Source organism: Streptomyces sp. NPDC058664, from assembly GCF_042716635.1.
Taxonomy (GTDB): Bacteria; Actinomycetota; Actinomycetes; order Streptomycetales; family Streptomycetaceae; genus Streptomyces.
The window spans coordinates 118,459-140,919 of the sequence record NZ_JBHXRW010000014.1 but is presented as its reverse complement, the minus strand read 5'-3'; the positions used below and the strand labels follow the sequence as shown (position 1 = coordinate 140,919).

At 72.2% G+C, this 22,461-nt stretch carries 17 protein-coding genes; 9 read left to right on the top strand and 8 right to left on the bottom strand.

Annotated elements, in window-relative coordinates:
- Positions 1 to 45 precede the first annotated feature (45 nt).
- Entirely contained in the window at positions 46 to 1,029 is a 984-nt protein-coding gene (locus tag ACFWUY_RS14395; protein ID WP_384107109.1) for an AraC family transcriptional regulator, read from the bottom strand.
- Between the two features lie 117 nt (positions 1,030 to 1,146).
- On the opposite strand from ACFWUY_RS14395, the gene ACFWUY_RS14390 reads away from it, so the two are divergent.
- From ACFWUY_RS14390 to glgB, 5 genes are all read left to right on the top strand, one after another.
- Entirely contained in the window at positions 1,147 to 2,088 is a 942-nt protein-coding gene (locus tag ACFWUY_RS14390; protein ID WP_384107107.1) for an SDR family oxidoreductase, read from the top strand.
- 324 nt (positions 2,089 to 2,412) lie between these two features.
- Positions 2,413 to 4,398, top strand: coding sequence for an alpha-1,4-glucan--maltose-1-phosphate maltosyltransferase (locus tag ACFWUY_RS14385; protein ID WP_384107105.1), 1,986 nt, complete (start codon positions 2,413 to 2,415; stop codon positions 4,396 to 4,398).
- On the top strand, positions 4,395 to 6,089 hold the full coding sequence (gene treS, locus ACFWUY_RS14380; RefSeq protein WP_384107102.1) for a maltose alpha-D-glucosyltransferase: 1,695 nt from the start codon (positions 4,395 to 4,397) through the stop codon (positions 6,087 to 6,089). Before ACFWUY_RS14385 ends, treS begins: the two co-directional genes overlap by 4 nt.
- A gap of 245 nt (positions 6,090 to 6,334) precedes the next feature.
- The gene (locus ACFWUY_RS14375; RefSeq protein ID WP_384107100.1) at positions 6,335 to 7,684 is read left to right on the top strand and encodes a maltokinase; all 1,350 of its coding nucleotides are present in this window, start codon (positions 6,335 to 6,337) and stop codon (positions 7,682 to 7,684) included.
- 613 nt (positions 7,685 to 8,297) lie between these two features.
- The gene (gene glgB, locus ACFWUY_RS14370; RefSeq protein ID WP_384107098.1) at positions 8,298 to 10,562 is read left to right on the top strand and encodes a 1,4-alpha-glucan branching enzyme; all 2,265 of its coding nucleotides are present in this window, start codon (positions 8,298 to 8,300) and stop codon (positions 10,560 to 10,562) included.
- Positions 10,563 to 10,622: 60 nt separating this feature from the next.
- On the opposite strand, the gene ACFWUY_RS14365 is transcribed toward glgB, so the two are convergent.
- The 4 genes from ACFWUY_RS14365 to ACFWUY_RS14350 all read right to left on the bottom strand — a co-directional run bounded on the left by ACFWUY_RS14365 (position 10,623) and on the right by ACFWUY_RS14350 (position 14,590).
- Positions 10,623 to 12,884, bottom strand: a complete 2,262-nt coding sequence (locus ACFWUY_RS14365) for a HelD family protein (RefSeq protein WP_384107096.1) — start codon at positions 12,882 to 12,884, stop codon at positions 10,623 to 10,625.
- A gap of 152 nt (positions 12,885 to 13,036) precedes the next feature.
- Positions 13,037 to 13,375, bottom strand: a complete 339-nt coding sequence (locus tag ACFWUY_RS14360) for a thioredoxin family protein (protein WP_384107094.1) — start codon at positions 13,373 to 13,375, stop codon at positions 13,037 to 13,039.
- A 5-nt stretch (positions 13,376 to 13,380) separates the two neighbouring features.
- Positions 13,381 to 13,791: a MerR family transcriptional regulator gene (locus ACFWUY_RS14355; protein WP_384107092.1), complete on the bottom strand. Its 411-nt coding sequence runs from the start codon at positions 13,789 to 13,791 to the stop codon at positions 13,381 to 13,383.
- A 268-nt stretch (positions 13,792 to 14,059) separates the two neighbouring features.
- On the bottom strand, positions 14,060 to 14,590 hold the full coding sequence (locus tag ACFWUY_RS14350; RefSeq protein WP_384107090.1) for an Lrp/AsnC family transcriptional regulator: 531 nt from the start codon (positions 14,588 to 14,590) through the stop codon (positions 14,060 to 14,062).
- Between the two features lie 67 nt (positions 14,591 to 14,657).
- Here ACFWUY_RS14350 and ACFWUY_RS14345 point away from each other — a divergent pair, with 67 nt between their 5' ends.
- Both ACFWUY_RS14345 and ACFWUY_RS14340 read left to right on the top strand, forming a co-directional pair.
- The gene (locus ACFWUY_RS14345) at positions 14,658 to 15,554 is read left to right on the top strand and encodes an NAD-dependent epimerase/dehydratase family protein (protein WP_384107088.1); all 897 of its coding nucleotides are present in this window, start codon (positions 14,658 to 14,660) and stop codon (positions 15,552 to 15,554) included.
- Positions 15,554 to 16,435, top strand: coding sequence for an aldo/keto reductase (locus ACFWUY_RS14340; protein ID WP_384107086.1), 882 nt, complete (start codon positions 15,554 to 15,556; stop codon positions 16,433 to 16,435). Before ACFWUY_RS14345 ends, ACFWUY_RS14340 begins: the two co-directional genes overlap by 1 nt.
- Positions 16,436 to 16,472: 37 nt before the next feature.
- Here the strand turns inward: ACFWUY_RS14340 and ACFWUY_RS14335 are convergent, their stop codons facing one another.
- The 3 genes from ACFWUY_RS14335 to ACFWUY_RS14325 form a co-directional block, all read right to left on the bottom strand.
- Complete coding sequence (locus ACFWUY_RS14335; protein WP_384107084.1) at positions 16,473 to 17,477, bottom strand: MerR family transcriptional regulator; 1,005 nt, start codon at positions 17,475 to 17,477, stop codon at positions 16,473 to 16,475.
- Entirely contained in the window at positions 17,471 to 18,151 is a 681-nt protein-coding gene (locus tag ACFWUY_RS14330; RefSeq protein ID WP_384107082.1) for a HEAT repeat domain-containing protein, read from the bottom strand. The genes ACFWUY_RS14335 and ACFWUY_RS14330 overlap by 7 nt, the downstream gene beginning before the upstream one ends.
- Positions 18,152 to 18,371: 220 nt before the next feature.
- Positions 18,372 to 19,811: a cation:dicarboxylate symporter family transporter gene (locus tag ACFWUY_RS14325; RefSeq protein ID WP_384107080.1), complete on the bottom strand. Its 1,440-nt coding sequence runs from the start codon at positions 19,809 to 19,811 to the stop codon at positions 18,372 to 18,374.
- 140 nt (positions 19,812 to 19,951) lie between these two features.
- Here ACFWUY_RS14325 and ACFWUY_RS14320 point away from each other — a divergent pair, with 140 nt between their 5' ends.
- Positions 19,952 to 21,679, top strand: coding sequence for an ATP-binding protein (locus ACFWUY_RS14320; RefSeq protein WP_384107078.1), 1,728 nt, complete (start codon positions 19,952 to 19,954; stop codon positions 21,677 to 21,679).
- The gene (locus tag ACFWUY_RS14315; RefSeq protein ID WP_384107076.1) at positions 21,676 to 22,371 is read left to right on the top strand and encodes a response regulator; all 696 of its coding nucleotides are present in this window, start codon (positions 21,676 to 21,678) and stop codon (positions 22,369 to 22,371) included. Before ACFWUY_RS14320 ends, ACFWUY_RS14315 begins: the two co-directional genes overlap by 4 nt.
- Positions 22,372 to 22,461 lie beyond the last annotated feature (90 nt).

The following is a 22,461-nucleotide window of genomic DNA, read 5'->3' as shown; positions in this document are numbered from 1 at the left end:
CCCGAAGATGTCAGGTCGGCCCGGCGGGCACCGTTCGGACGGGCTCTAGGCCGCCCGGACGGTGCCCGCCCGGTACTCCCCCGGGGTCATCCCGAACCATTTGCGGAAGGCGAGGTGGAAGCCGACGGCGCTCTGGTAGCCGACGCGGGCGGGCACGGCCGACTGCGGGAGCGACGTCTCGGTGAGCAGCCGGCCCGCCTCCTGCATCCGGCGGGCGGCGAGGTACCGGGCCGGTGACTCGCCGACCAGGTCGCGGAAGGCGGCGGTGAACGCGGAGCGGGACATGCCGACCTCCCGGGCGAGGGAGTCGATCGTCCACGGTTCGGCGAACCGGGTCGCCATCATGACGACCGCCCTGCTGATCCCCGGGTGCCCGAGCAGCGGCAGCGAGGCCGGATTCCCCGCGAGTTCGCGGAGCAGCGGGCGGAGCGCGAGGACCAGGGCCATCTCGAAGGCCCGCAGGGTGATGAGCCGGTCGCCGGGGCCGACGGGCCGGTCGGGGGCGGCGAGCAGCCGGAGCGTGTCGCGCAGCAGCGGTTCGCGGTCGACCTGGGCGCCGTCGAGGACGAGCGCCCAGGGCAGGGAGGTGTAGAAGCCGGTGGCGGCACTGGCGTCGTAGTGGAGACCGGCGCAGAGCAGCCGGCTCTCGGGTCCGCTGCCGTCGATGACGATCTCGCCGGAGGTGCCGGGCTGCCGCTCGGGGAGTACGGCCCTGAGCGGGACGCCCTGGCGTTCGGGCCGGTCGGAGAGGCGGTGCGCGGTGCCGGTGGGGAAGACGACGAGGTCTCCGGCGCGCAGTTCGAGGGGCGCCTCCTGATCGGTGGTGATCCAGCAGGCGCCTTCGACGACGTAGTGGAGGACGGCGCAGCTGCGTTCGGCGTCGCCCTCGATGGCCCAGGGGGCGCGGACGTGCCAGCGGCTGTCGAAGACGCCGGTGAGGCGGAGGGGTTTGAGCAGTTCGCTCAGCAGGTCGTCGTGCTCGGCACTCCGATGGTGCTGGTCGTGACGGTCGGTTCCCACGGTGTCCATGGACGATCCTTCAACTTCCGCCCCGGTTTGTTAATTGAACGGCCGAAGCCGCCGCGGCGAGCCTGGATGACGCCGGCACGGCAGCGGCCGAAGTCTATCGAAGGGCCTCAGACAGACATGTCCAGTCAGATTCCGATGCGGGTGGCGGTCGTGGGCGCGACCGGGTTCCAGGGCGGCGCGGTGGCCCGTCTGCTCGCCGAGCGGCACCATCGGGTGCGGACCCTGACCCGGCGCGCGGCGGCCGACCGGCCGCCGCTGCCCGGGGCCTTCTTCCTCACCGGGGACCTGGGGCGGCCGGAGGACGTGCGGCGGCTCTTCGAGGGGACGACGCACGCGTTCGTCACGATGCCGCTGGTGTACGAGACCGAGCGGATCGAGGCGTACGCGCGGAACATCGCGGAGGCGGCCCTCGACGCGGGGACGGTCCGGCTGGTCTTCAACGCCAACACCCGGATCCCGCTGGGCCCGACGGACATCGCCGCGTTCGAGACGCGGCGGCTCGTGGAGGCGGTCCTGCGGGAGAGCGGGGTGCCGCTGGTGGTGATCCGGCCGCCGGTGTACCTGGACAACCTGTTCTCGCCGTGGAACGGCCCGGCCCTGGTCGAGGAGGGCGTGCTGGCCTATCCGCTGCCGGCGTCCGCGCGGACGGCGTGGCTCTCGCACCGGAGTCTGGCGGAGGCGGCGCTCGCGGCGCTGACCCGGGAGGGCCTGGAGGGGCGGACCTTCGACATCGGCGGCGAACGCTCCCTGACGGGCGGCGAGCTGGCGGCGGCGTTCGGCCGGGGGCTCGGCCGGGCGGTGCGGTACGAGGAGCTGGATCCGGCCGCTTTCGAGCGCGACCTCGGCCGGCTCCTCGGCCCGGCGGCGGCGGCCGGAGTGGCCGGGATCTACCACTACATGGCGAGCGGCGCCGATCCGCTCCTGATGACGGACGACGACGGGGTGTCGGCGGAGGTCCTCGCCCTCGAACCGGCCCCGGTGGAGGAGTGGGTGGCCCGCCAGCCCTGGCAGATCTGGTCGAAGGACGCGGACGAACCGGACCCGACGCCCCGTCGCTGACGGCCGGAACCAGGCCCCGCCCCACAAGGGCGGGGCCTTTTCTTCGTCCGTTCTTTGTCCGGCTCCGGTCCTTGTCCGAGTGGCTACGCCCTAGTAGTTAACAAAGCGTCTGGATTGCCCACCCGGTAACCGGGGGAAGGCTCCTCCGGTACGTCCCCGAAACCGTCTCCTCGTACCCCCCTTTTCATCCCTGTGGACCCGCCATCCGAGTGAACGCGGACAGGAGCGGCCATGCCCGCAACCCGTCGGCCGTCGACGGAGCTAGAAAGAGCGCACCACCACCCGCACCCCCGTAACCCGTCAGGTGATGCTGTGAATCCGCTCATGGGACGCATTCCCGTACTGGACGTCCGCCCTCTGGTCGACTGCGGTCGGCGCCCCGCCAAGGCGGTGGCCGGAGAGACCTTCGAGGTGACGGCGACCGTCTTCCGCGAGGGGCACGACGCGGTCGCCGCCAATGTCGTGCTGCGCGGCCCCTCCGGCCGCCCCGGCCCCTGGACCCCGATGCGCGAACTGGCGCCGGGCACCGACCGGTGGGGCGCCGAGGTCACCCCGGACGCCGAGGGCCTCTGGACGTACACCGTCGAGGCGTGGAGCGACCCGGTGGCGACCTGGCGCCACACCGCGCGGATCAAGATCCCGGCCGGGATCGACTCCGAGCTGGTCCTCGCCGAGGGCGCCGAGCTGCACGAGCGCGCCGCGAAGGGCGTCCCGAAGAAGGGCGGCGGCCGGGAGTCCGTGCTCGCCGCCGCGGACGCGCTGCGCGACGTGTCCCGGCCGGCCGCCGCCCGGCTCGCGGCGGCGCTCAACCCCAAGGTCGTCGAGATCCTCGACCGCCATCCGCTGCGCGAACTCCTCTCCGCCTCACCGGCGTTGCCGCTCCAGGTGGAGCGGGAACGTGCCCTGTTCGGCTCCTGGTACGAGTTCTTCCCGCGCTCCGAGGGCGTGCGGAAGGTCAAGGGCCGTACGGTCCCGGGGAACTTCCGCACCGCGGCCGAGCGGCTTCCGGCGATCGCGGCGATGGGATTCGACGTGGTGTACCTGCCGCCGGTGCACCCGATCGGCGAGACCCACCGCAAGGGCCCCAACAACTCGCTGTCGGCGTCGCCGAACGACGTGGGCGTGCCGTGGGCGATCGGCTCCCCCGAGGGCGGGCACGACGCGCTCCACCCGGACCTGGGCACCTTCGAGGACTTCGACGCCTTCGTGGCGCGGGCCCGGGAGCTGCGTCTGGAGATCGCCCTGGACTTCGCGCTGCAGTGTTCCCCGGACCACCCGTGGGTGGAGAAGCATCCGGAGTGGTTCCACCACCGTCCGGACGGTTCGATCGCGTACGCGGAGAACCCGCCGAAGAAGTACCAGGACATCTATCCGATCGCGTTCGACAAGGACATGGACGGGATCGTCGCGGAGACCGTGCGGGTCCTCCGTCACTGGATGGACCACGGGATCCGGATCTTCCGCGTCGACAACCCGCACACCAAGCCGGTGGTGTTCTGGGAGCGGGTGATCGGCGAGATCAACCGGGCCGACCCGGACGTGATCTTCCTGGCGGAGGCCTTCACCCGGCCGGCGATGATGCGCACGCTCGGCGCGATCGGCTTCCAGCAGTCGTACACGTACTTCACCTGGCGGAACACCAAGGAGGAGCTCACGGAGTACCTGACGGAGCTGTCCGGGGAGACGGCGGCGCAGATGCGGCCGAACTTCTTCGTGAACACCCCGGACATCCTGCACGCCTACCTCCAGAAGGGTGGCAGGCCGGCGTTCGAGGCGCGGGCGGTGCTGGCGGCGACGCTCTCGCCGACCTGGGGCGTGTACGCGGGGTACGAGCTGTGCGAGAACACCCCGCTGCGGGACGGCAGCGAGGAGTACCTGGACTCGGAGAAGTACCAACTGAAGCCGCGCGACTGGGAGTCGGCGGAGCGGTCGGGGCGGACGATCGCCCCGCTGATCACCTCTCTGAACCGGATCAGGCGTCGTCACCCGGCGCTGCGCCAACTGCGGAACCTGACATTCCACGACACCGACAACGCACAGGTGATCGCGTACAGCAAGCGCTCCGGTTCGAACATCGTTCTGATGGTCGTCAACCTCGACCCGCACCACACCCAGGAGGCGACGGTCTCGTTGAACATGCCGGAACTCGGCCTCGACTGGCACGAGACCGTGCCGGTGCGCGACGAGCTCACCGGCGAGACCTATCACTGGGGCAGGGCCAGCTACGTGCGTCTGGAACCGGGTGTCACACCCGCGCACGTCCTCGTCCTGCGACCGTCCCCGCAGACCGGAGGGTCACCCACATCATGACTGTCAACGAGCCCGTCCCCGACACCTTCGAGGACACCCCAGCCAAGGATCGTGATCCCGACTGGTTCAAGCGGGCCGTCTTCTACGAGGTCCTCGTCCGGTCCTTCCAGGACAGCAACGGGGACGGCGTCGGAGACCTGAAGGGGATCACGGCCAAGCTGGACTACCTCCAGTGGCTGGGCGTGGACTGCCTCTGGCTGCCGCCGTTCTTCAAGTCCCCGCTGCGGGACGGCGGCTACGACGTCGCCGACTACACGTCGGTGCTGCCCGAGTTCGGCGACCTGGCCGACTTCGTGGAGTTCGTCGACTCGGCCCACCAGCGCGGGATGCGCGTGGTCATCGACTTCGTCATGAACCACACGAGCGACCAGCACGTGTGGTTCCAGGAGTCCCGGCGGGACCCGGACGGGCCGTACGGCGACTACTACGTCTGGGCCGACGACGACAAGCAGTACGCGGACGCCCGGATCATCTTCGTCGACACCGAGTCCTCCAACTGGACCTTCGACCCGGTCCGCAAGCAGTACTACTGGCACCGCTTCTTCTCGCACCAGCCGGACCTCAACTACGAGAACCCGGCCGTGCAGGAGGAGATCCTCTCCGCGCTGAAGTTCTGGCTGGACCTGGGGATCGACGGCTTCCGGCTCGACGCGGTGCCGTACCTGTACCAGCAGGAGGGCACCAACTGCGAGAACCTCCCGGCCACCCACGCCTTCCTCAAGCGGGTCCGCAAGGAGATCGACGACCACTACCCGGACACCGTGCTGCTCGCCGAGGCGAACCAGTGGCCCGAGGACGTCGTCGACTACTTCGGGGACTTCCCCTCGGGCGGCGACGAGTGCCACATGGCCTTCCACTTCCCGGTCATGCCGCGCATCTTCATGGCCGTACGACGCGAGTCGCGCTACCCGGTCTCGGAAATCCTGGCGAAGACCCCGGAGATCCCGTCCGGCTGCCAATGGGGCATCTTCCTGCGCAACCACGACGAGCTCACGCTCGAGATGGTCACGGACGAGGAACGCGACTACATGTACGCCGAGTACGCCAAGGACCCGCGGATGCGGGCCAACATCGGCATCCGGCGCCGGCTCGCCCCGCTCCTCGACAACGACCGCAACCAGATGGAGCTGTTCACCGCGCTGCTCTTCTCGCTGCCCGGCTCGCCGGTGCTGTACTACGGCGACGAGATCGGCATGGGCGACAACATCTGGCTGGGCGACCGGGACGGCGTCCGCACCCCGATGCAGTGGACGCCCGACCGGAACGCGGGCTTCTCCTCCTGCGACCCGGGACGGCTCTACCTTCCGGCCATCATGGACCCGGTCCACGGCTACCAGGTGACCAACGTCGAGGCGGGGATGGCCTCCCCGTCCTCGCTGCTGCACTGGACGAAGCGGATGATCGAGATCCGTAAGCAGAACCGGGCCTTCGGCACGGGGACGTACACCGAACTCCCGGCCTCCAACCCGGCGGTACTCGCCTTCCTCAGGGAGGACGGGGACGACCTCGTCCTCTGCGTGAACAACTTCTCGCGGTTCGCGCAGCCGACCGAACTGGACCTGCGGCGCTTCGCCGGCAGCCATCCGGTCGAGCTGATCGGCGGCGTGAAGTTCCCGGCCATCGGGCAGTTGCCGTACCTCCTGACCCTTGCGGGACACGGCTTCTACTGGTTCCGTCTCAAGAAGGGCTGACCGACGGTCAGTTCGTTCTCGTCCGGGGTGGGACGGTTTTCCCCGTCCCCCTCTGGGCACTGTGACCCACACACGTTCCACGTCACGATTCAGGTCCATACGGGCCTTCTTGCCGGACCCGTACGGATCTTCCCCTTCCGACACGTCCCGCACATCCGGACAGTTCCAGCCGTCATCCGGGACACTCTGCGCATTTGAACACTTACGACAGCCAACTGCGCGCCCCGGGGAAAGGACGCGATGCCATGCCGGAGACCGCATCCACCACCCGGGCCCCGGACGCCCTCCTTCCGTCCCTCGCCCCCCTGCTCCACGAATGGCTGCCCAGACAGCGCTGGTTCGCGGGCAAGGGCCGCCGGGTCACCGGATTCACCCTGGACGCGGCCACCGAGCTGCTGCCCCTGGACGGCCCGGGGCCCGGCCTCCTCCATCTGCTCGTACGGGTCGAACAGCCGAGCCGCCCGGCCGGCACGCCCGCCGACTGCTACCAACTGCTCCTGGGCGTAAGGGCCCAGCTCCCGCCCCGCCTCGCCCCCGCCCTGATCGGGCGGATCCGGCAGGGGCCGTTCGCCGGCCGGGCCGTGTACGAAGGGCTGCGCGACCCGCGGCTCGCCGGCCTCCTCTACGAGCGGCTGCGCACCCCCGGCCGGACCGGCCCGCTGCGCTTCCACGCCACCACCGCCCTGCCCCCCGCACTCGCCCCCCGCGTCCTCGACGCCGAGCAGTCCAACTCGTCCCTCGTCTACGGAGATTCGTTCATCCTCAAGATCTTCCGCCGGGTCAGCCCCGGGGCCAACCCCGACCTGGAGCTGCCGCTCGCCCTCGCCGGGGCCGGCTGCGCGCGGGTCCCGGCCCCGGTCGCCTGGTTCGAGTCGGGGGCCGCGACCCTCGGCGTCCTCCAGCCCTACCTGCGGGACTCCCGCGACGGCTGGCGGCTCGCGCTCGACGCGCTCGCCGACGGACGGGAGTTCACCGCCGAGGCGCGCGACCTCGGCCGGGCCACGGCCGAGGTCCACCTCGCCCTCGCCGAGGCCCTGCCCACCCGGCGGCTCGCCCGCGCCGAGACCGAGCAGCTGGCGGCCGCGATGGACCGGCGGCTGCACGCGGCGGCGCAGGCCGTGCCCGCGCTCCTGCCGCACGTACCGGGCCTGCGGGCCGTCTTCGCGGCGGCGAGCGGCGCGGCCGGCGGTGACGCGGTCCAGCGCATCCACGGCGACCTGCACCTGGGGCAGACGCTGCGGGGATCCGACGGCGGCTGGGCCGTCATCGACTTCGAGGGCGAGCCGGCGAAGCCGCTGGACGAGCGGCGCAGCCCCCAGCCGACGGTCCGCGACGTCGCGGGCATGCTCCGCTCCTTCGACTACGCGGCCCGCACCCACCGGCCGTGGAACGCGGAGTGGGCGGCGCGGTGCCGGGCGGCGTACTGCTCGGGGTACGCGGAGGTGGCGGGGGTCGACCCCCGGGCGGATCCGGCCCTCCTCCGGGCCTACGAGACGGACAAGGCGGTGTACGAGGTGGTCTACGAGGCCCGGCACCGGCCGGACTGGCTCCCGGTCCCCATGTCCGCGATCGAACGCCTGTCGACCCCCCGATGACCCCCCACCCCCCACTCAGGGCCCCACCCACCCCCGTGTGGGCGATTGCCCCACAGGGCGGCCCCCCTCGCGCGGGCCTTCGCCCATCTCCGTATGGGCAATCGTCCCGCAGGGCGGCCACCCACCCTCGCGCGGGCTTTCGGCCATGCCGTGTGGGCAATCGCCCCGCAGGGCGGGACGGGTGGGCACACGGGACGGCGCCCTCGGCGGCGCCTCCGCCCTTTGTGCCTGGACCCGCACCACCAGTGCGATGCACACCGGGTGCGGGTCCAGGCCCGAAAGCCTGGGCCCGGCAGGGGGCGCCGTCCCGTGTGCCCACCCTCCCCCAAGCTCCCGGCTTCGCTCGAGCAGGGGGGACCCCCATCGCCCCAGCGGAACAGTTGCCCACAACGGGGTGGGCGAGGCGGGGACCGTTTCGCCCACAGCGGGGTGGTCCCGTGGGGCGTGAGCGTTTCGTCCGCGACGGGGCCCGCGCCCCGTTCGGAGCAATCGGCGGACGCCCCACGACGGCCCCGCCTGCGCCGACCCCATCCCCCCCGTTCGGCCGAGTGTCCCGTCCCCTCACCCCACCGTTTGCGCATTCACACCCCCGTACCCCCTAGGAGGCATCCCGGTGACCGCCCGCCCCGCAGGCAAGACGGCCCGCAGCACCACCACCACGACCAAGTCCCCCGCGCCCCGCAAAAAGGGCGCGCCACCACTCGATCCGGGCGACCGGGGCCGGCTGCTCGCCGGGGAGCACCATGACCCGCACGGTCTGCTCGGCGCGCATCCGGTGCGCGGCGGGGTGGTGGTCCGGGTGCTGCGCCCGTGGGCGACGGAGGTCACCGTCGTCACCAAGGGCAAGCGGGTCCCGCTCACGCACGAGGGCGACGGGATCTTCTCCGGGCTGCTGCCGCTGCTCCGCAAGGTGCCGCCGTACGAGCTGCGGGTCCGTTACGACGGGGACGAGCTCGCCGTACACGACCCGTACCGCTTCCTGCCGTCCCTCGGGGAGCTGGATCTGCACCTGATCGGGGAGGGCCGGCACGAGGAGCTGTGGACGGTGCTCGGCTCGCACCCGATGACCCACGAGGGCGTGTCGGGAACCCGTTTCGCGGTCTGGGCGCCGAACGCGCGCGGGGTGCGGGTCACCGGCGACTTCACGCACTGGGACGGCACGGGGCTCCCGATGCGCTCGCTCGGCTCGACGGGCGTGTGGGAGCTGTTCGTGCCGGGGATCGGCGAGGGCGCGGTCTACAAGTACGACATCACGCGGCCGGACGGGACGCACACCCTCCGCGCGGACCCGATGGCCCGCCGTACCGAGTGCCCGCCGAACACGGCGTCGATCGTCACGGCCTCGCACCACACGTGGGAGGACGCGGAGTGGATGGAGCGGCGCGGCGCGCGTCCGCACCACGAGTCGCCGCTGTCGGTCTACGAGGTGCACCTGCCGTCGTGGCGGCCGGGGCTGACGTACCGCCAGCTCGCCGAGCAGCTGCCGGCGTACGTCAGCGACCTCGGGTTCACGCACGTGGAGCTGATGCCGGTCGCCGAGCACCCCTTCGGCGGTTCGTGGGGCTACCAGGTCACAGGCTTCTACGCGCCGACGGCGCGGATGGGTACGCCCGACGACTTCAGGTTCCTGATCGACTCCCTGCACCGCGCCGGGATCGGGGTCCTGATGGACTGGGTGCCCGCGCACTTCCCGAAGGACGACTGGGCGCTCGCCGAGTTCGACGGGCGTCCGCTGTACGAGCACGAGGACCCGCGCCGGTCGCACCACCCCGACTGGGGGACCCTGGAGTTCGACTACGGCCGCAAGGAGGTGCGGAACTTCCTGGTGGCGAACGCCGTGTACTGGTGCCAGGAGTTCCACATCGACGGCCTGCGGGTGGACGCGGTGGCCTCGATGCTCTACCTGGACTACTCGCGGGAGCACGGCGAGTGGCTGCCGAACGAGTTCGGCGGCCGGGAGAACCTGGACGCGGTGGCCTTCCTCCAGGAGATGAACGCGACCGTGTACCGGCGCTGCCCGGGGATCGTGACCTTCGCCGAGGAGTCCACGGCCTGGGACGGGGTGACGCGGGCGACGGACCAGGTGGGTCCCGGCGGCTTCGGCGGCCTGGGCTTCGGCATGAAGTGGAACATGGGCTGGATGCACGACTCGCTGGAGTACGTGCAGAAGGATCCGGTGCACCGCAAGTACCACCACAACGAGATGACCTTCTCGATGGTGTACGCGTACAGCGAGAACTACATCCTGCCGATCTCCCACGACGAGGTGGTGCACGGCAAGCGGTCCCTGGTGTCGAAGATGCCGGGCGACTGGTGGCAGCAGCGCGCCAACCACCGCGCCTATCTGGGCTTCATGTGGGCCCACCCTGGCAAGCAGCTCCTGTACATGGGACAGGAGTTCGCGCAGGGGGCGGAGTGGTCGGCGGACCACGGGCCCGACTGGTGGCTGCTCGACCCGGCGTACGGGGCGGAGCCGGACCACCGGGGGGTGCGGGACCTCGTCCGCGACCTGAACACGGTGTACACGGCGACGCCCTCGCTCTGGGAGCGGGACACCTCCCCGGACGGCTTCCAGTGGGTGGTCGGGGACGCGGCCGAGGACAACGTCTTCGCCTTCCTGCGCTTCGACGCGTTCGGTTCGCCGCTGCTCGCCGTCTGCAACTTCTCCCCGGTCGTCCGGCACGACTACCGGCTCGGTGTCCCGGACTCGGTGGTCGCCTGGACCGAGGTCCTGAACACGGACGCCGGCCGGTACGGCGGCGGGGACGTGGTGGGGCGCGACCCGGTGAAGACGGAGTCGGTGCCGCACCACGGGCGTGCGGCGAGCGTCCGGATGACGCTGCCGCCGCTCGCGACGGTCTGGCTGCGGCCGGCCTGAACCGGAGGCCTCGCGGCCGGACGCCCTCGCCCACCCGTCCGTGGGCGGGGGCGTCCGTGGTCACGGGCGGGGCCGCGCCTCGGTACGGATGATCCCGAGCCGCTGGGTCGCCCGGGTCAGCGCCACGTACAGGTCGTTGGTGCCGTGCACGCCGTCCGCGACGATGGCGTCGGGGTCGACGACGAGGACCGTGTCGAACTCCAGGCCCTTCGCCTGCCGGGGGTCGAGGAGGACCACCGGCCGGGTGAGGTCGGGGGCCGGACCGTACGCGGCGTCCGGGAGGGCCGCGATCAGGCCCGGATGCAGCTCCGGCGGGGCGATCACGGCGGTCCTGCCCTCGCCGCGCGGCTCGGCCGCCACCGCGTCGGCGGCCTCCTTGACCGGGTCGTCGACCGTCCGGTCCCAGGGCTCCACCCCGGTGGAACGCACCGAGCTCGGCGGCTCGAAGTCCGGGTCGTCGGCCCGTCGCACCTCGGCCGCGACCGCCATGATCTCGGCGGGCGTCCGGTAGTTGACGCCGAGCCGCACCAGCTCCCAGCGGTCGTCCACGTACGGGGCGAGGATCCGCTCCCAGGAGCCGACGCCCGCCGGGTCGCCGGTCTGCGCGGGGTCGCCGACCAGGGTCATCGAGCGGTTCGGGCTGCGGCGCATGAGCAGCCGCCAGGCCATCGCGGACAGCTCCTGGGCCTCGTCGACGATGATGTGCCCGAAGGCCCAGGTCCGGTCGGCGGCGGCGCGTTCGGCGGCGGTCCTGTGATCGGCCTCCTCGTGCCGCTCGGCGAAGCGCTCGGCGTCGATGATGTCGTGGGCGGAGAGGACCTCGGAGGCGTCCTTGTCCTGCTCCTCCTTGTCCTCGAACTCGTAGGTGCGCGACGCGTAGGAGACGTCGAGGACGCCCTGCGCGTACTGGATCTGCTTCTGCCGTTCGGCCTCCTCCGCGGCGCGGGCGGCCGAGTCGTCCTCGCCGAGGAGTTCGGCGGCCTCGTCGAGCAGCGGCACGTCGGCGGGGGTCCAGGGGCCGCCGGCGCGCCGGATCGCCGTGGCGTCGGCGTCGGGGAGGTGGGTGGGCTCGGCCAGGTAGTCGGCGAGGAACTCCTGCGCGGTGAGGGCGGGCCAGAGGGTGTCGATCGCGCTGTGCACGTCGGGGTTGGCGGCGATGCCCTTGGCGAGCAGCGCGATGTCGTCGGGGCCGAGGAAGTTGGGGCCGCCGTAGGGGTCTGCGCCGATCCGGTCGGCGAGCTGTTCGGCGAGGGCGTCCAGGATCCGGAAGACGAAGTAGGGGCGGGCCAGGTTGTGCGGGAGGGCCGTCTCGCGGGCCTTGTGGCGGGCTTCGAGGGCCATGTCCCAGTCGATGACGAGGTCGCCGTCCTCGTGCGGGACGATCAGCGGTTCGCCGCGCTCCGGCACCTGCTGACGGTCCCGTACGGCGGCGGCCAGTGCCTCCGCCATGGCGGCGGAGCCCTTGACGGCGGCGGCGCGGGGGGTGTCGGTGCCGGTGGCGCGGACGCCGGGGAACAGCTCGGCGGGGGTGGCGAGGAGGACGCCGGTCTCGCCGAGGGAGGGCAGCACGTTGCCGATGTAGCCGAGGAAGGCGGGGTTGGGGCCGACGATGAGGACGGCCCGCTTGGCGAGCTGCTCGCGGTGCGCGTAGAGGAGGTACGCGGCCCGGTGCAGGGCGACCGCCGTCTTGCCGGTGCCGGGGCCGCCCTCGACGACGAGGACGCCGCGGTGCGGGGAGCGGATGATGGCGTCCTGCTCGGCCTGGATGGTCTGCACGATGTCGTGCATCCGGCCGGTGCGGGCGGCGTCGAGCGCGGCGAGCAGCACCTCGTCGGCGTCGCGGCTCTCGTACCCGGTGCGGGTGGCGTCGGCGAGGTCGAGCACCTCGTCGTGGAGGGCGGTCACGGTGCGGCCGCGGGTGCTGATGTGCCGGCGGCGGGAGAGCCCCATCGGCTCGTACCCGGTGGCGAGGTAGAAGGGGCGGGCGACCTCGGCGCGCCAGTCGACGACCAGCGGGGTGCGGTTCGGGTCGTCCTCGCGGATGCCGAGCCGGCCGATGTGGTGGTCGCGCCCGTCGCGGAAGACGAGGCGGCCGAAGCAGAGGCCGCTCTCGCCCGCGTCGAGTGCGGCGAGCAGCCCGGACTGTTCGGCGACCATCACGTCCCGTTCGAGCCGGCCCTGGCTGCTGCCGACCCCCGGGGTGCGCAGGGCGCGCCCGACGGCGGCCTCGGCCTCGTCCCTCAGGTCGTCGAGGCGCGCGTAGAGGTCGGTGATGAATTGCTGCTCGTCCCGCTGCTCGTTCCGAAATTCCTCGGTTGACAATTCGACTCCCGGCGCGATACAGTGCGTTTATTGAACTTCTCTGCGTCTGCGGTGTTTCCAGACACGGAATCCATCAATATACGCGAGGAAATACCCCGACTGTCAATTCTAGTCGGGGTATTTCCATATGCCCTGCGCAGTCCTGCCGGCGTCTAGGCGAGCACGTCCTCCAGCTCCTCCAGGAGGCGGCGCTTCGGCCGGGCGCCGACGATCGACCTCACCGGCTCGCCGACCCGGAACACCATCATCGTCGGGGTCGCGAGCACCCCGTACCTCAGCGTGGTCTCCGGGTTGCGGTCGACGTCGATCTCGACGATCCGCAGCCGCTCCCCCTGCTCCGCGGCGAGGGCGGCGAGGACCGGCTTCAGCTGCCGGCACGGGCCGCACCACTCCGCGGTGAACTTCACCAGGACCGGCGGCCCGGCCTCCAGCACCTCCGTGCCGAAGTCCGCGTCCGTGACCTCGGCCACGCTTCCCGTGTACGTCGTCATTCCCGTCACCCCTCCGTCCGCTCGCCTGTGTCGAGTTCGCACCGGGGCTCCGGGCCGTGCGGCAGCTCCGCCTCGGCCCGCAGCAGCTGGGCGCCCACCTGGGCGCGTACCGCCCGGAGCTGTTCGATCAGCCCGTCGAGCTCGGCGACCTTCCGCCGGTAGACGGCGATCGACGCGGGACAGGAGTCCCCCGCCGGGTGCCCGGCGCGGAGGCAGTCGACGAACGGCCGCGTCTCCTCAAGCTCGAACCCGAAGTCCTGAAGGGTCCTGATCTGCTGGAGGAGCCGCAGGTCGTCCTCGTCGTACGTGCGGTGCCCCTGCTCCGTGCGCCGGGCGGTCAGGAGACCACGGGACTCGTAGTACCGCAGGGTCCGCGTGGTGGTCCCGGCCCGCTCGGCCAGCTCTCCGATGCGCATGTCCCCGACCGTAAGCCTTGACGCCGACGTCAAGGCAAGGAGAGAGGTCGCGCGCATCCTCAGGTGCTCCTCGGAAGGCTGTCGCCGTTCTCCGCTCCCGGCGAAGCCGGGACGACCGGCGCCGGTGCGGAATTCATCGACGACGCGGGAATTGAAGGGGAGAGACAAAGCCGTCCCGACCGTCCTCCTGCCTCCATGTCTCCGCTTTCGAGCGCGGACCGACACGCGACATGAGTTCCCCCATCTCGGCGGCGGACGTCCGGAGACGTCAAGGGCGAATTCCGGGCGGCGGCAGCAGGGGCTTCCGTACCACCGGGGACGACAGCACGATCGAGGTCGTGGTCCGGCCGAGCGCCGTGGTCTGTTCGAGGACCTCTTCGAGGTGGACGGTGTCGGTGACGGCGACCTTGAGGATCCAGCAGTCCTCGCCCACCACGTGGTGGACCTCCAGGACCTCGGGGCGCGCGGTCAGCTCCAGGGTCCTCGGGTGCTTCAGGGTGTAGCCGCCGTGCGGGTTGACACGGATGAAGGCCTGGATGCCGTAGCCGAGCCGGGCCGGGGAGACGTGCGCGCCGTAGCCGGTGACCGCGCCGCTCGCCTCGAGGCGGCGGACCCGCTCGGTGACGGCCGCGGGGCTGAGCCTGACGCGGCGGCCCAGCTCGCTGAGCTTGATGCGGCCGTCGCTCTGCAGGAGGTCCAGGATCTGCCGGTCGACGGGGTCGAAAGCGGCCGCCGAGGTTTCGACGGCGGCGGGGCGCGAAGGCCGTGGTTCCTTCGGTACGGCGGCCGGGACTCCCATGTTTTCCCCTTCAGACGGCGACGGGTCAACGTAACACTTGTGCGGTGAGACAAGGGAGTTGGCTTTGATGGACGTTCTGGTCATCGGCGGGAACCGCTATTTCGGAAAGCGGCTGATCGCCCTGCTGCGAGAATCCGGGCATCGGATCACGGTTCTCAACCGGGGATCTTCCGGCACTCCCGAGGGGGTCGGGCACCTCGTCGCCGACCGCGACGACGAGGCCGCCCTGGAGTCCGTCCTCGCGGGCCGTTCCTTCGACGTGGTCGTGGACCAGGTCTGCTACACCCCGCGCCAGGCGGAGATCGCGCGGCGCGTGTTCGGAACGCGCGCCGGACGCTACGTGATGACCTCGACGGTCGAGGTGTACGCGGACCAGGACTCGGCCGTACCGGTCACCGAGGACGTCCTCGACCTGGACGCGGTCGCCGTCGACACGACCTCGGCCTGGGACGACCCGGAGTTCCGCGAGGCCCACTACGGGGAGGGGAAGCGACAGGCCGAGGCGGTGTTCGCGGCGGCGCCGCCCTTCGCCTGGACCTCGGTGCGGGTGGCCCATGTGCTCGGCGGCGAGGACGACTTCACCGGCCGGCTCGACCACTACGCGCGGCGGATCAGGGCGGGCGAACCGATCGCCGTCCCCGTGGTCAACCACCCGGCGACCTACGTGTACGTGGAGGAGATCGCCGCGTTCCTCGCCTGGACGGTCGAGGCCGCGTTCACCGGCCCGGTGAACGCCCACTCCCACGGCCCGCTCACCACCGCCGACCTCTGCGCGGAGATCGAGAAGCGGGTGGGCGGCCGGACGGTGTTCCGGGAGGTGGAGGCCGGCGAGGTGTCGCCGTTCTCCTTCGCCCGCTCGTACGCCATGGACAACTCCCGCGCTGTGGGCCTCGGTTACTCCTTCTCCGACTCCTCCGAGTGGCTCTCGAAGGCCGTGGCCGAGACGATCGGGGAGGGACGCTGATGCGGCACCGGATGCTGGGCGGCGTACGGGTCGGGGCGATCGGGCTCGGCACCATGCCGCTCTCCGTCGAGGGCCGGCCGGACGGGGCACGGGCCTTCGCCACCGTGCACGCGGCCCTCGACGCGGGGGTGACCCTGCTCGACACCGCCGACTCCTACCACCCGCCGGACGGCGCGCCGGGCGAGGGCGAACGGCTCGTGGCCCGCGCCCTGGCCGCGTACGGGGGTCGTACGGACGACGTCCTGGTGGCGACGAAGGGCGGCCGGGGCCGTACGGCGGACGGGGGCTGGACCGTGGACGGACGGCCCGCGCACCTGCGACGGGCGGCGGAGGACTCGGCGCGACGGCTCGGCGCCACCCCGATCGGCCTGTACCAGCTGCACAAACCGGACCCGGCCGTCCCCTACGCCGAATCCCTGGGCACGATAAGGGAGTTGCTGGACGCGGGCACGGTCCGGCTCGCCGGGATCTCCAACGTCTCCACGGCACAGATCCTGCTGGCCCGCGAGATCCTGGGCGACCGGCTGGTCTCCGTACAGAACCGGTACTCGCCGGCCGTGCGGGAGAGCGAACCCGAGCTGCGGCTCTGCGCCGACCTGGGCCTCGCCTTCCTGCCGTGGAGCCCGCTGGGCGGAATCTCCCGCAGCTCCCTCGACGGCACCTCCGCCCAGGAGGAGGACCCCGCCTTCGGGGCCTTCCACCGGGTGGCGCGGGCGCGCGGGGTCGGCCCGCAGCGGGTGGCGCTCGCCTGGCTGCTGGCCCGCTCGGAGACGGTGCTGCCGATCCCGGGGGCGAGCCGGCCGGAGTCGGCACGGGACTCGGCCGCGGCGGCCGATCTGGACCTGGACGCGGAGGAACTGGCGGAACTGAACGCCCGGTGAGACCTGACCGCCAGGTGGGCGGTCCGGGTGGTGGTCGCTATCGCGTGGCGCGCAGTGTGAGGACGTAGGTCGCGGTGAGGGCGACGGCACGGTCGTCGTCCTGTGCCAGCTCCGCGAGGGCGCCTGACGCCAGGACCCCCGGGATGTCCGCGAGCGCCTGGGTCAGCCGTCGGCGCGCGGGCGTTCCGACCTCGCCGTCGGCGAGGCGGTCGACGAGCCGGGCGGCGATCCGGTCCGCCACCGCGGGATCGCTCGCCAGCGTGCTCAGCGCGTCGGCCGCGTCGGCGTCGTTCCGCCCCTCGACGACCATGTCGACGAGCGTCGGGACCGCGTCGGCCACCCCACGCGCCCCGAGCGCCAGCGCCGCGTATCCGCGGACCACGACGTCGGGGTTCGCGAGGGCGTCCCGCAGCAGTGCGGTCGCCTCATCGCCCGGAATCTCGGCGAGGGACCGGACGGCCCGTTTCCGTACCTCGGCCGCGGGCGAGCCGAGGCCCTTCGCGAGTGGCGCCGCCCCGTCCTCGCCCGAGCGCGCCAGAGCCCAGCGCAGGGCCCCGGCGACGTTCGGGTCCGACTCGCTCAGCACGGCCTCGACCAGGGCTTCCACCTGCACGGGAAGATCCTCGGCCGCGGACAGGGCCGCGCGCTGCCGCGCCCCCGCGCTCTTCGACCCCAGCCCCTGGAGGAGCGCGACGATCCGCAGGACGTCCTCCCAGCCGGAGGGTTCCGCGGCACCGATCCGACGGAGCCGGGTGAGCAGCTCCGTCTCCGCCGCGATGCGCTCCCGGGTCCGGCGGACGAGGTCGTCGACGAGTTCCGCGGGCGCGAAGCCGGGGTCGTCGAGCGCCCGCCCGACGTCGCGCAGCGACAGCCCCAGTGACCGGAGGACCTCGATGTGGAAGATCCGCCGGATGTTCTCGTCGGAGTACGCGCGATAGCCGGAGTCGGTACGTCCCGTCGGCCGCACCAGGCCGAGCGATTCGTAGTGCCTGAGCATGCGGGCGCTGACCCCGGACCGTCGGGCGACATCACCGATCAGCACTGCCTACCGTCCCTCCCGCCGGCCCCGCCGAGGGCCACGACGCGCTTCGCCTCCTCGATCGCGGACTCGAATCCGGCCTCCGGGTCGCGCCACAGCCGTTCCGTGGCGATCGCGTGCGCGCGCACCCGGGGGTCGGGATCCGCGGTCGCGGTGCCCAGTACCGGCAGCGTCACCTCCCCGAGCGCGATCAGCGCCCGGCTGAGGCTCAGTTGCGTCTCGTGTTCGCCGCGTCCGAGCTGTGTCGCCAACACTACGGCGAGCTCGCGCTCCTCACCTTCGGGTACGAGCACGACCGCCGCCCGCCAGGCGCTCCGGGCCACCTCGTCGTCGGCGTCGGACATCAGCGCCGTCGTGATCGCCGGCCACGCCCGTCGGTCCGCGATCTTGGACAGCGTGTGCAGCGCCTGGCTCCGCGCCTGCGCGTGCTCCGAGCGGAGTTCGCCGAGAAGCGCCGGGACCGTCAAGGACACCGGGTGGCGGGTGAGCGCCCACGTCAGCGTCTCGCGCACGGAGAACTCGGGTTCGACCGCGCACCGCTCGACGAGCTTGCCGACGAGATCCGGGGCCGGGGTCGTACCGACCGCCATCACGGCCCGCAGCCGAACGGACGGGTCGGCGTTCTCCAGCGCCCGGAGAACCCGCAGGGTGTTCGTGCCCTTTTCCGGCATGGTCATGGGTCCGCTCCTCGGCCGCGACGAAGTCCTTGACCGCAGTGAAGTCCTTGTCACCGTGTCAAGGTCAAGCGGAGCCGGGGCCGGGGCGGACGGGTCTGCGTGCTCGGGGCCGTCGCCGAAGGGCGGCCCCGGCGGGGCCGCCCTTCTCCCGGGGCCGCCTCGACGGGCCGCCCCTCTCCCGGGGCCCGGATCCGGCTCAAGGCCCGGGACCCGGAAGTCGTCAGACGCCCGCGCGGGCCTTCTCCTCGCCGTCCTCGGCCCGCTGGTCCGGGACCTGGTCCGGGGCGTGGGCCGAGGACCGGTCCGGGGCCGGGGCGTGGTCGTCGACGAGGGTCTTCTCGTCGAATGGGACCCGGCCGGCGAGGACCTCGGAGACCCGCGCCGTGTCGATCTCCTTCGTCCAGGTGCCGACGAGGACCGTCGCGACGGCGTTGCCCGCGAAGTTGGTGAGGGCGCGCGCCTCGCTCATGAAGCGGTCGATGCCGACGATCAGGCCCACGCCGTCGACCAGCTCGGGCCGGTGCGACTGGAGGCCGCCGGCGAGGGTGGCGAGACCGGCGCCGGTGACGCCCGCGGCACCCTTCGAGGCGATGATCATGAAGACGAGGAGCGAGATCTGCTCGCCGACCGAGAGCGGGTCGCCCATCGCCTCGGCGACGAAGAGCGAGGCCATCGTCAGGTAGATCGCGGTGCCGTCGAGGTTGAAGGAGTAGCCGGTCGGCACGGTGATGCCGACGACGGGCTTGCTGACGCCCAGGTGCTCCATCTTCGCGATGAGCCGGGGAAGCGCGGACTCCGAGGACGAGGTGGAGAGGATCAGCAGGAACTCGCGGCCCAGGTACTTCAGGAGGGACCAGATGTTGATCCCGGCGACCAGCCTGAGGAGCGCGCCGAGCACGACGAAGACGAAGATCGCGCAGGTCAGGTAGAAGCCGATCATGATGACGGCGAGGGACTTGAGGGCGTCGACGCCGGTCGCGCCGACGACGGCGGCGATCGCGCCGAACGCGCCGACGGGGGCGGCCCACATGATCATGCCGAGGATGCGGAAGACGAGTCGCTGGATGTGCCCGATCCCACGCAGAACCGGTTCTCCGGCGGCACCCATGGCCTGCAGCGCGAAGCCGGCGAGCAGGGCGACGAGGAGGGTCTGCAGGACCTCGCCCTCGGTGAAGGCGGAGACGAGGGTCTTCGGGATGATCCCGAGCAGGAAGTCCGGCGTGGACTCGCTCGCGCCCTCGGCCTGCTTGGCGCCGGCCTCGGCCAGCTCCTTGGTGAGGTGGAGTCCGGAGCCGGGCTCCAGGAGGTTGCCGACGAGCAGGCCGATGGCGAGCGCGACGGTCGACATGACCATGAAGTAGCCGAGGGCGAGGCCACCGACGGCACCGACCTTCGCCGCCTTCCGGACCGATCCGACTCCGAGCACGATCGTGCAGAAGATGATCGGCGAGATCATCATCTTGATCAGATTGACGAAGCCGGTGCCCAGCGGCTTGAGCTCGACGGCGACGCCGGGCGCCAGGAACCCGACCGTGATGCCGAGCACCACGGCGCCGATGACGGCCAGATACAGATAGTGCGTACGGTCCCGTCGTGCGGCCACGGGCTCCTCCTCGTGCTGATGGGTGTCCACGTCCCGGTGGACTCCGCGACTATCCATCAGCCTGTGACCGGGGTCACGGTTACGTACGTTTCGTTCACGACCGAAACAGTGGACGGGGGAGGAACGGGACGATCGGGCAGGAAACGATTCGGGAACGCGATACGCCGACGCCCACGCGGCCGTGCACACTTACCCGCATGCGCCTCCCTCTTCCCCGCCCCCGCAGCCTGGCCGGCCAGCTCTTCGCGATGCAGGTCGTGCTCGTGGCCGTCGTCGTGGCGGGGTGCGCGGTCTTCGCGTACGTCACGGACCGGGCGCAGGCCGAGGAGACCGCGCGGCGCCAGGCCACCGCGACCGCCGCGGCCGTCGCCGACTCCCCGTCCGTGGCCGCCGCGGCCCGCTCCGCCGACCCGACGGCGGTGCTCCAGCCGTACGCCGAGTCCCTGCGCCGCCACGCGGGAGTCGCCTTCGTGGTGATCATGGCCCCCGACGGCACCCGCTGGACCCACCCCGAGCCCGCGCAGATCGGCCGGACGTACCTCGGCCACATCGAGGAGGCGGCGGCGGGCCGGACGTACTCCGAGACCCACCTGGGGATACTCGGCCCCTCCGTGCGGACGGTGGCGCCCGTCTTCGACGACGGCCGGGTCGTCGCCCTGGTCAGCGCGGGCATCACGATCGAGAGGATCAGCGAGCAGATACGGGAGCAGGTGACCGCGCTGCTCGGCATGGCGGGCGCGGCACTCGCGCTCGGCGGCGCGGGGACGTACGTGGTCAACGCACGTCTCCGCCGTCACACGCACGGCATGAACGCGACGGAGCTGAGCCGGATGCACGACTACCACGAGGCCGCGCTGCACGCCGTCCGCGAAGGGCTCGTGATGCTCGACGGACGGCGGCGGATCGCCCTCATCAACGACGGGGCGCGGGAGCTGCTCGGCCTGGACGAGGGGGTCGTCGGCCGCCCCGCGGCCGAGCTCGGACTGCCCGCGCCGCTGGCCGGGGCGCTGCTGTCCTCGGAGCCGCGCGTGGACGAGACGCATCTGACGGCCGACCGGGTCCTCGTGGTCAACACCCGCCCGGTGGTGGGCGGCGAGCGGCGCGGCACGGTCGTCACGCTCCGGGACCGCACGGAACTCCAGTCGCTTTCAGGTGAGTTGGACTCCGAGCGCGGGTTCACCGAGGCGCTCCGCTCACAGGCCCACGAGGCGGCGAACCGGCTGCACACGGTCGTCTCGCTCATCGAACTGGGCCGGGTGGCCGAGGCGGTGGAGTTCGCGACGGCGGAGCTGGAGCTCGCGCAGGCGCTCACCGACCGGGTCGTGGACGCCGTCGGCGAGCCCGTCCTCGCGGCGCTGCTGCTCGGCAAGGCGGCGCAGGCCAACGAGCGGGGTGTGGAACTGGTCCTCACCGAGGACAGCCGCATCGACGACGGCCTCGTACCGGCGGCCCTGCCGTCCCGGGACCTGGTGACGATCCTCGGCAACCTCATCGACAACGCGGTGGAGGCGGCGGGCGGCACCCCGCACGCACGCGTGACCGTCACGGTCGCGGCCCGCTCGGGCGACGGCGAACTGCTCCTCCGGGTCGGCGACAGCGGTCCCGGCGTCCGGCCTGCCGACCGGGACGCGGTCCTGGGCCGCGGCTGGTCCACCCGGGGCCCGGGCCGCGGCCTCGGCCTGGCCCTGGTGGGCCAGGCGGTGACCCGCGCGTCGGGCACGCTCGACCTCGCGGACGCGGAGGAGGGCGGGGCGCAGTTCACGGTACGGCTGCCGCTGCCGCGCGCGTCCGAGTCACCGTCGCCGCTGCCGCGCGCGTCCGGGAGACCGCTGTCGCGCACGTCCGAGGCACCGCCCGAGCCCGCGGCGGCGACCGAGCCCCCCGCGGCGACCGACGGCGCCGCCGGAGCGGGGGTGTCCGCGTGAGCGCGCCGGTCCTCCGGGTGCTCGTCGTCGAGGACGATCCCGTCGCCGCCGACGCCCACGCGCTGTACGCCGGGCGGGTCGAGGGGTTCACCGTCGTCGGGGTCGCGCACTCCCGGGCCGCCGCCGTGCGGGTGCTCGACCGGACGCCGGTCGACCTGATCCTGCTCGACCTCTACCTGCCGGACGGCCACGGCCTCCAGCTGCTGCGCGCGCTGCGCGCCGCCGGGCACTCCGCCGACGTCATCGCCGTGACCTCCGCCCGTGACCTGGCGGTCGTCCGCGAAGGCGTGTCCCTGGGCGTCGTCCAGTACGTCCTGAAGCCCTTCGCCTTCGCGACCCTCCGGGACCGGCTCGCCCGGTACGCCGAGTTCCGGGCGGCCGCCGGCGAGGCCTCCGGGCAGGACGAGGTGGACCGCGCGCTCGCCACCCTCCGGGCCCCGCACCCCGCCACGCTCCCCAAGGGCCTGAGCGCGCCCACCCTGGAGTCCGTCACCCGTACCCTGCGGTCCGCCCCGGCGGGGCTGACGGCGGCCGAGGCGGGCACGGCGGTCGGGATCTCCCGGATCACGGCCCGCCGCTACCTGGAGCACCTGGTGACCGAGGGCCGGGCCGTGCGCGCCCCGCAGTACGGCCAGATCGGGCGGCCCGAGCTCCAGTACCGCTGGCTCGACGGGCCGACTCGCGGGAAGTGAGCGTTCCAAGGCGATCGCGGCCGGTCACTGATCGTTTCCATGGCCACAGCGGTCAGTTACCGATCGGTTCCCACGTTCCTACGACCGTGC

Coding starts and splice junctions, on each gene's coding strand:
- ACFWUY_RS14320 (WP_384107078.1), top strand. CDS start 19,952: ATGCGCCTCCCTCTTCCCCGCCCCCGCAGCCTGGCCGGCCAGCTCTTC.
- ACFWUY_RS14385 (WP_384107105.1), top strand. CDS start 2,413: ATGGGACGCATTCCCGTACTGGACGTCCGCCCTCTGGTCGACTGCGGT.
- ACFWUY_RS14360 (WP_384107094.1), bottom strand. CDS start 13,375: ATGACGACGTACACGGGAAGCGTGGCCGAGGTCACGGACGCGGACTTC.
- ACFWUY_RS14340 (WP_384107086.1), top strand. CDS start 15,554: ATGCGGCACCGGATGCTGGGCGGCGTACGGGTCGGGGCGATCGGGCTC.
- ACFWUY_RS14395 (WP_384107109.1), bottom strand. CDS start 1,029: ATGGACACCGTGGGAACCGACCGTCACGACCAGCACCATCGGAGTGCC.
- ACFWUY_RS14325 (WP_384107080.1), bottom strand. CDS start 19,811: ATGGATAGTCGCGGAGTCCACCGGGACGTGGACACCCATCAGCACGAG.
- ACFWUY_RS14330 (WP_384107082.1), bottom strand. CDS start 18,151: ATGACCATGCCGGAAAAGGGCACGAACACCCTGCGGGTTCTCCGGGCG.
- treS (WP_384107102.1), top strand. CDS start 4,395: ATGACTGTCAACGAGCCCGTCCCCGACACCTTCGAGGACACCCCAGCC.
- ACFWUY_RS14375 (WP_384107100.1), top strand. CDS start 6,335: ATGCCGGAGACCGCATCCACCACCCGGGCCCCGGACGCCCTCCTTCCG.
- ACFWUY_RS14345 (WP_384107088.1), top strand. CDS start 14,658: ATGGACGTTCTGGTCATCGGCGGGAACCGCTATTTCGGAAAGCGGCTG.
- ACFWUY_RS14355 (WP_384107092.1), bottom strand. CDS start 13,791: ATGCGCATCGGAGAGCTGGCCGAGCGGGCCGGGACCACCACGCGGACC.
- ACFWUY_RS14350 (WP_384107090.1), bottom strand. CDS start 14,590: ATGGGAGTCCCGGCCGCCGTACCGAAGGAACCACGGCCTTCGCGCCCC.
- ACFWUY_RS14390 (WP_384107107.1), top strand. CDS start 1,147: ATGTCCAGTCAGATTCCGATGCGGGTGGCGGTCGTGGGCGCGACCGGG.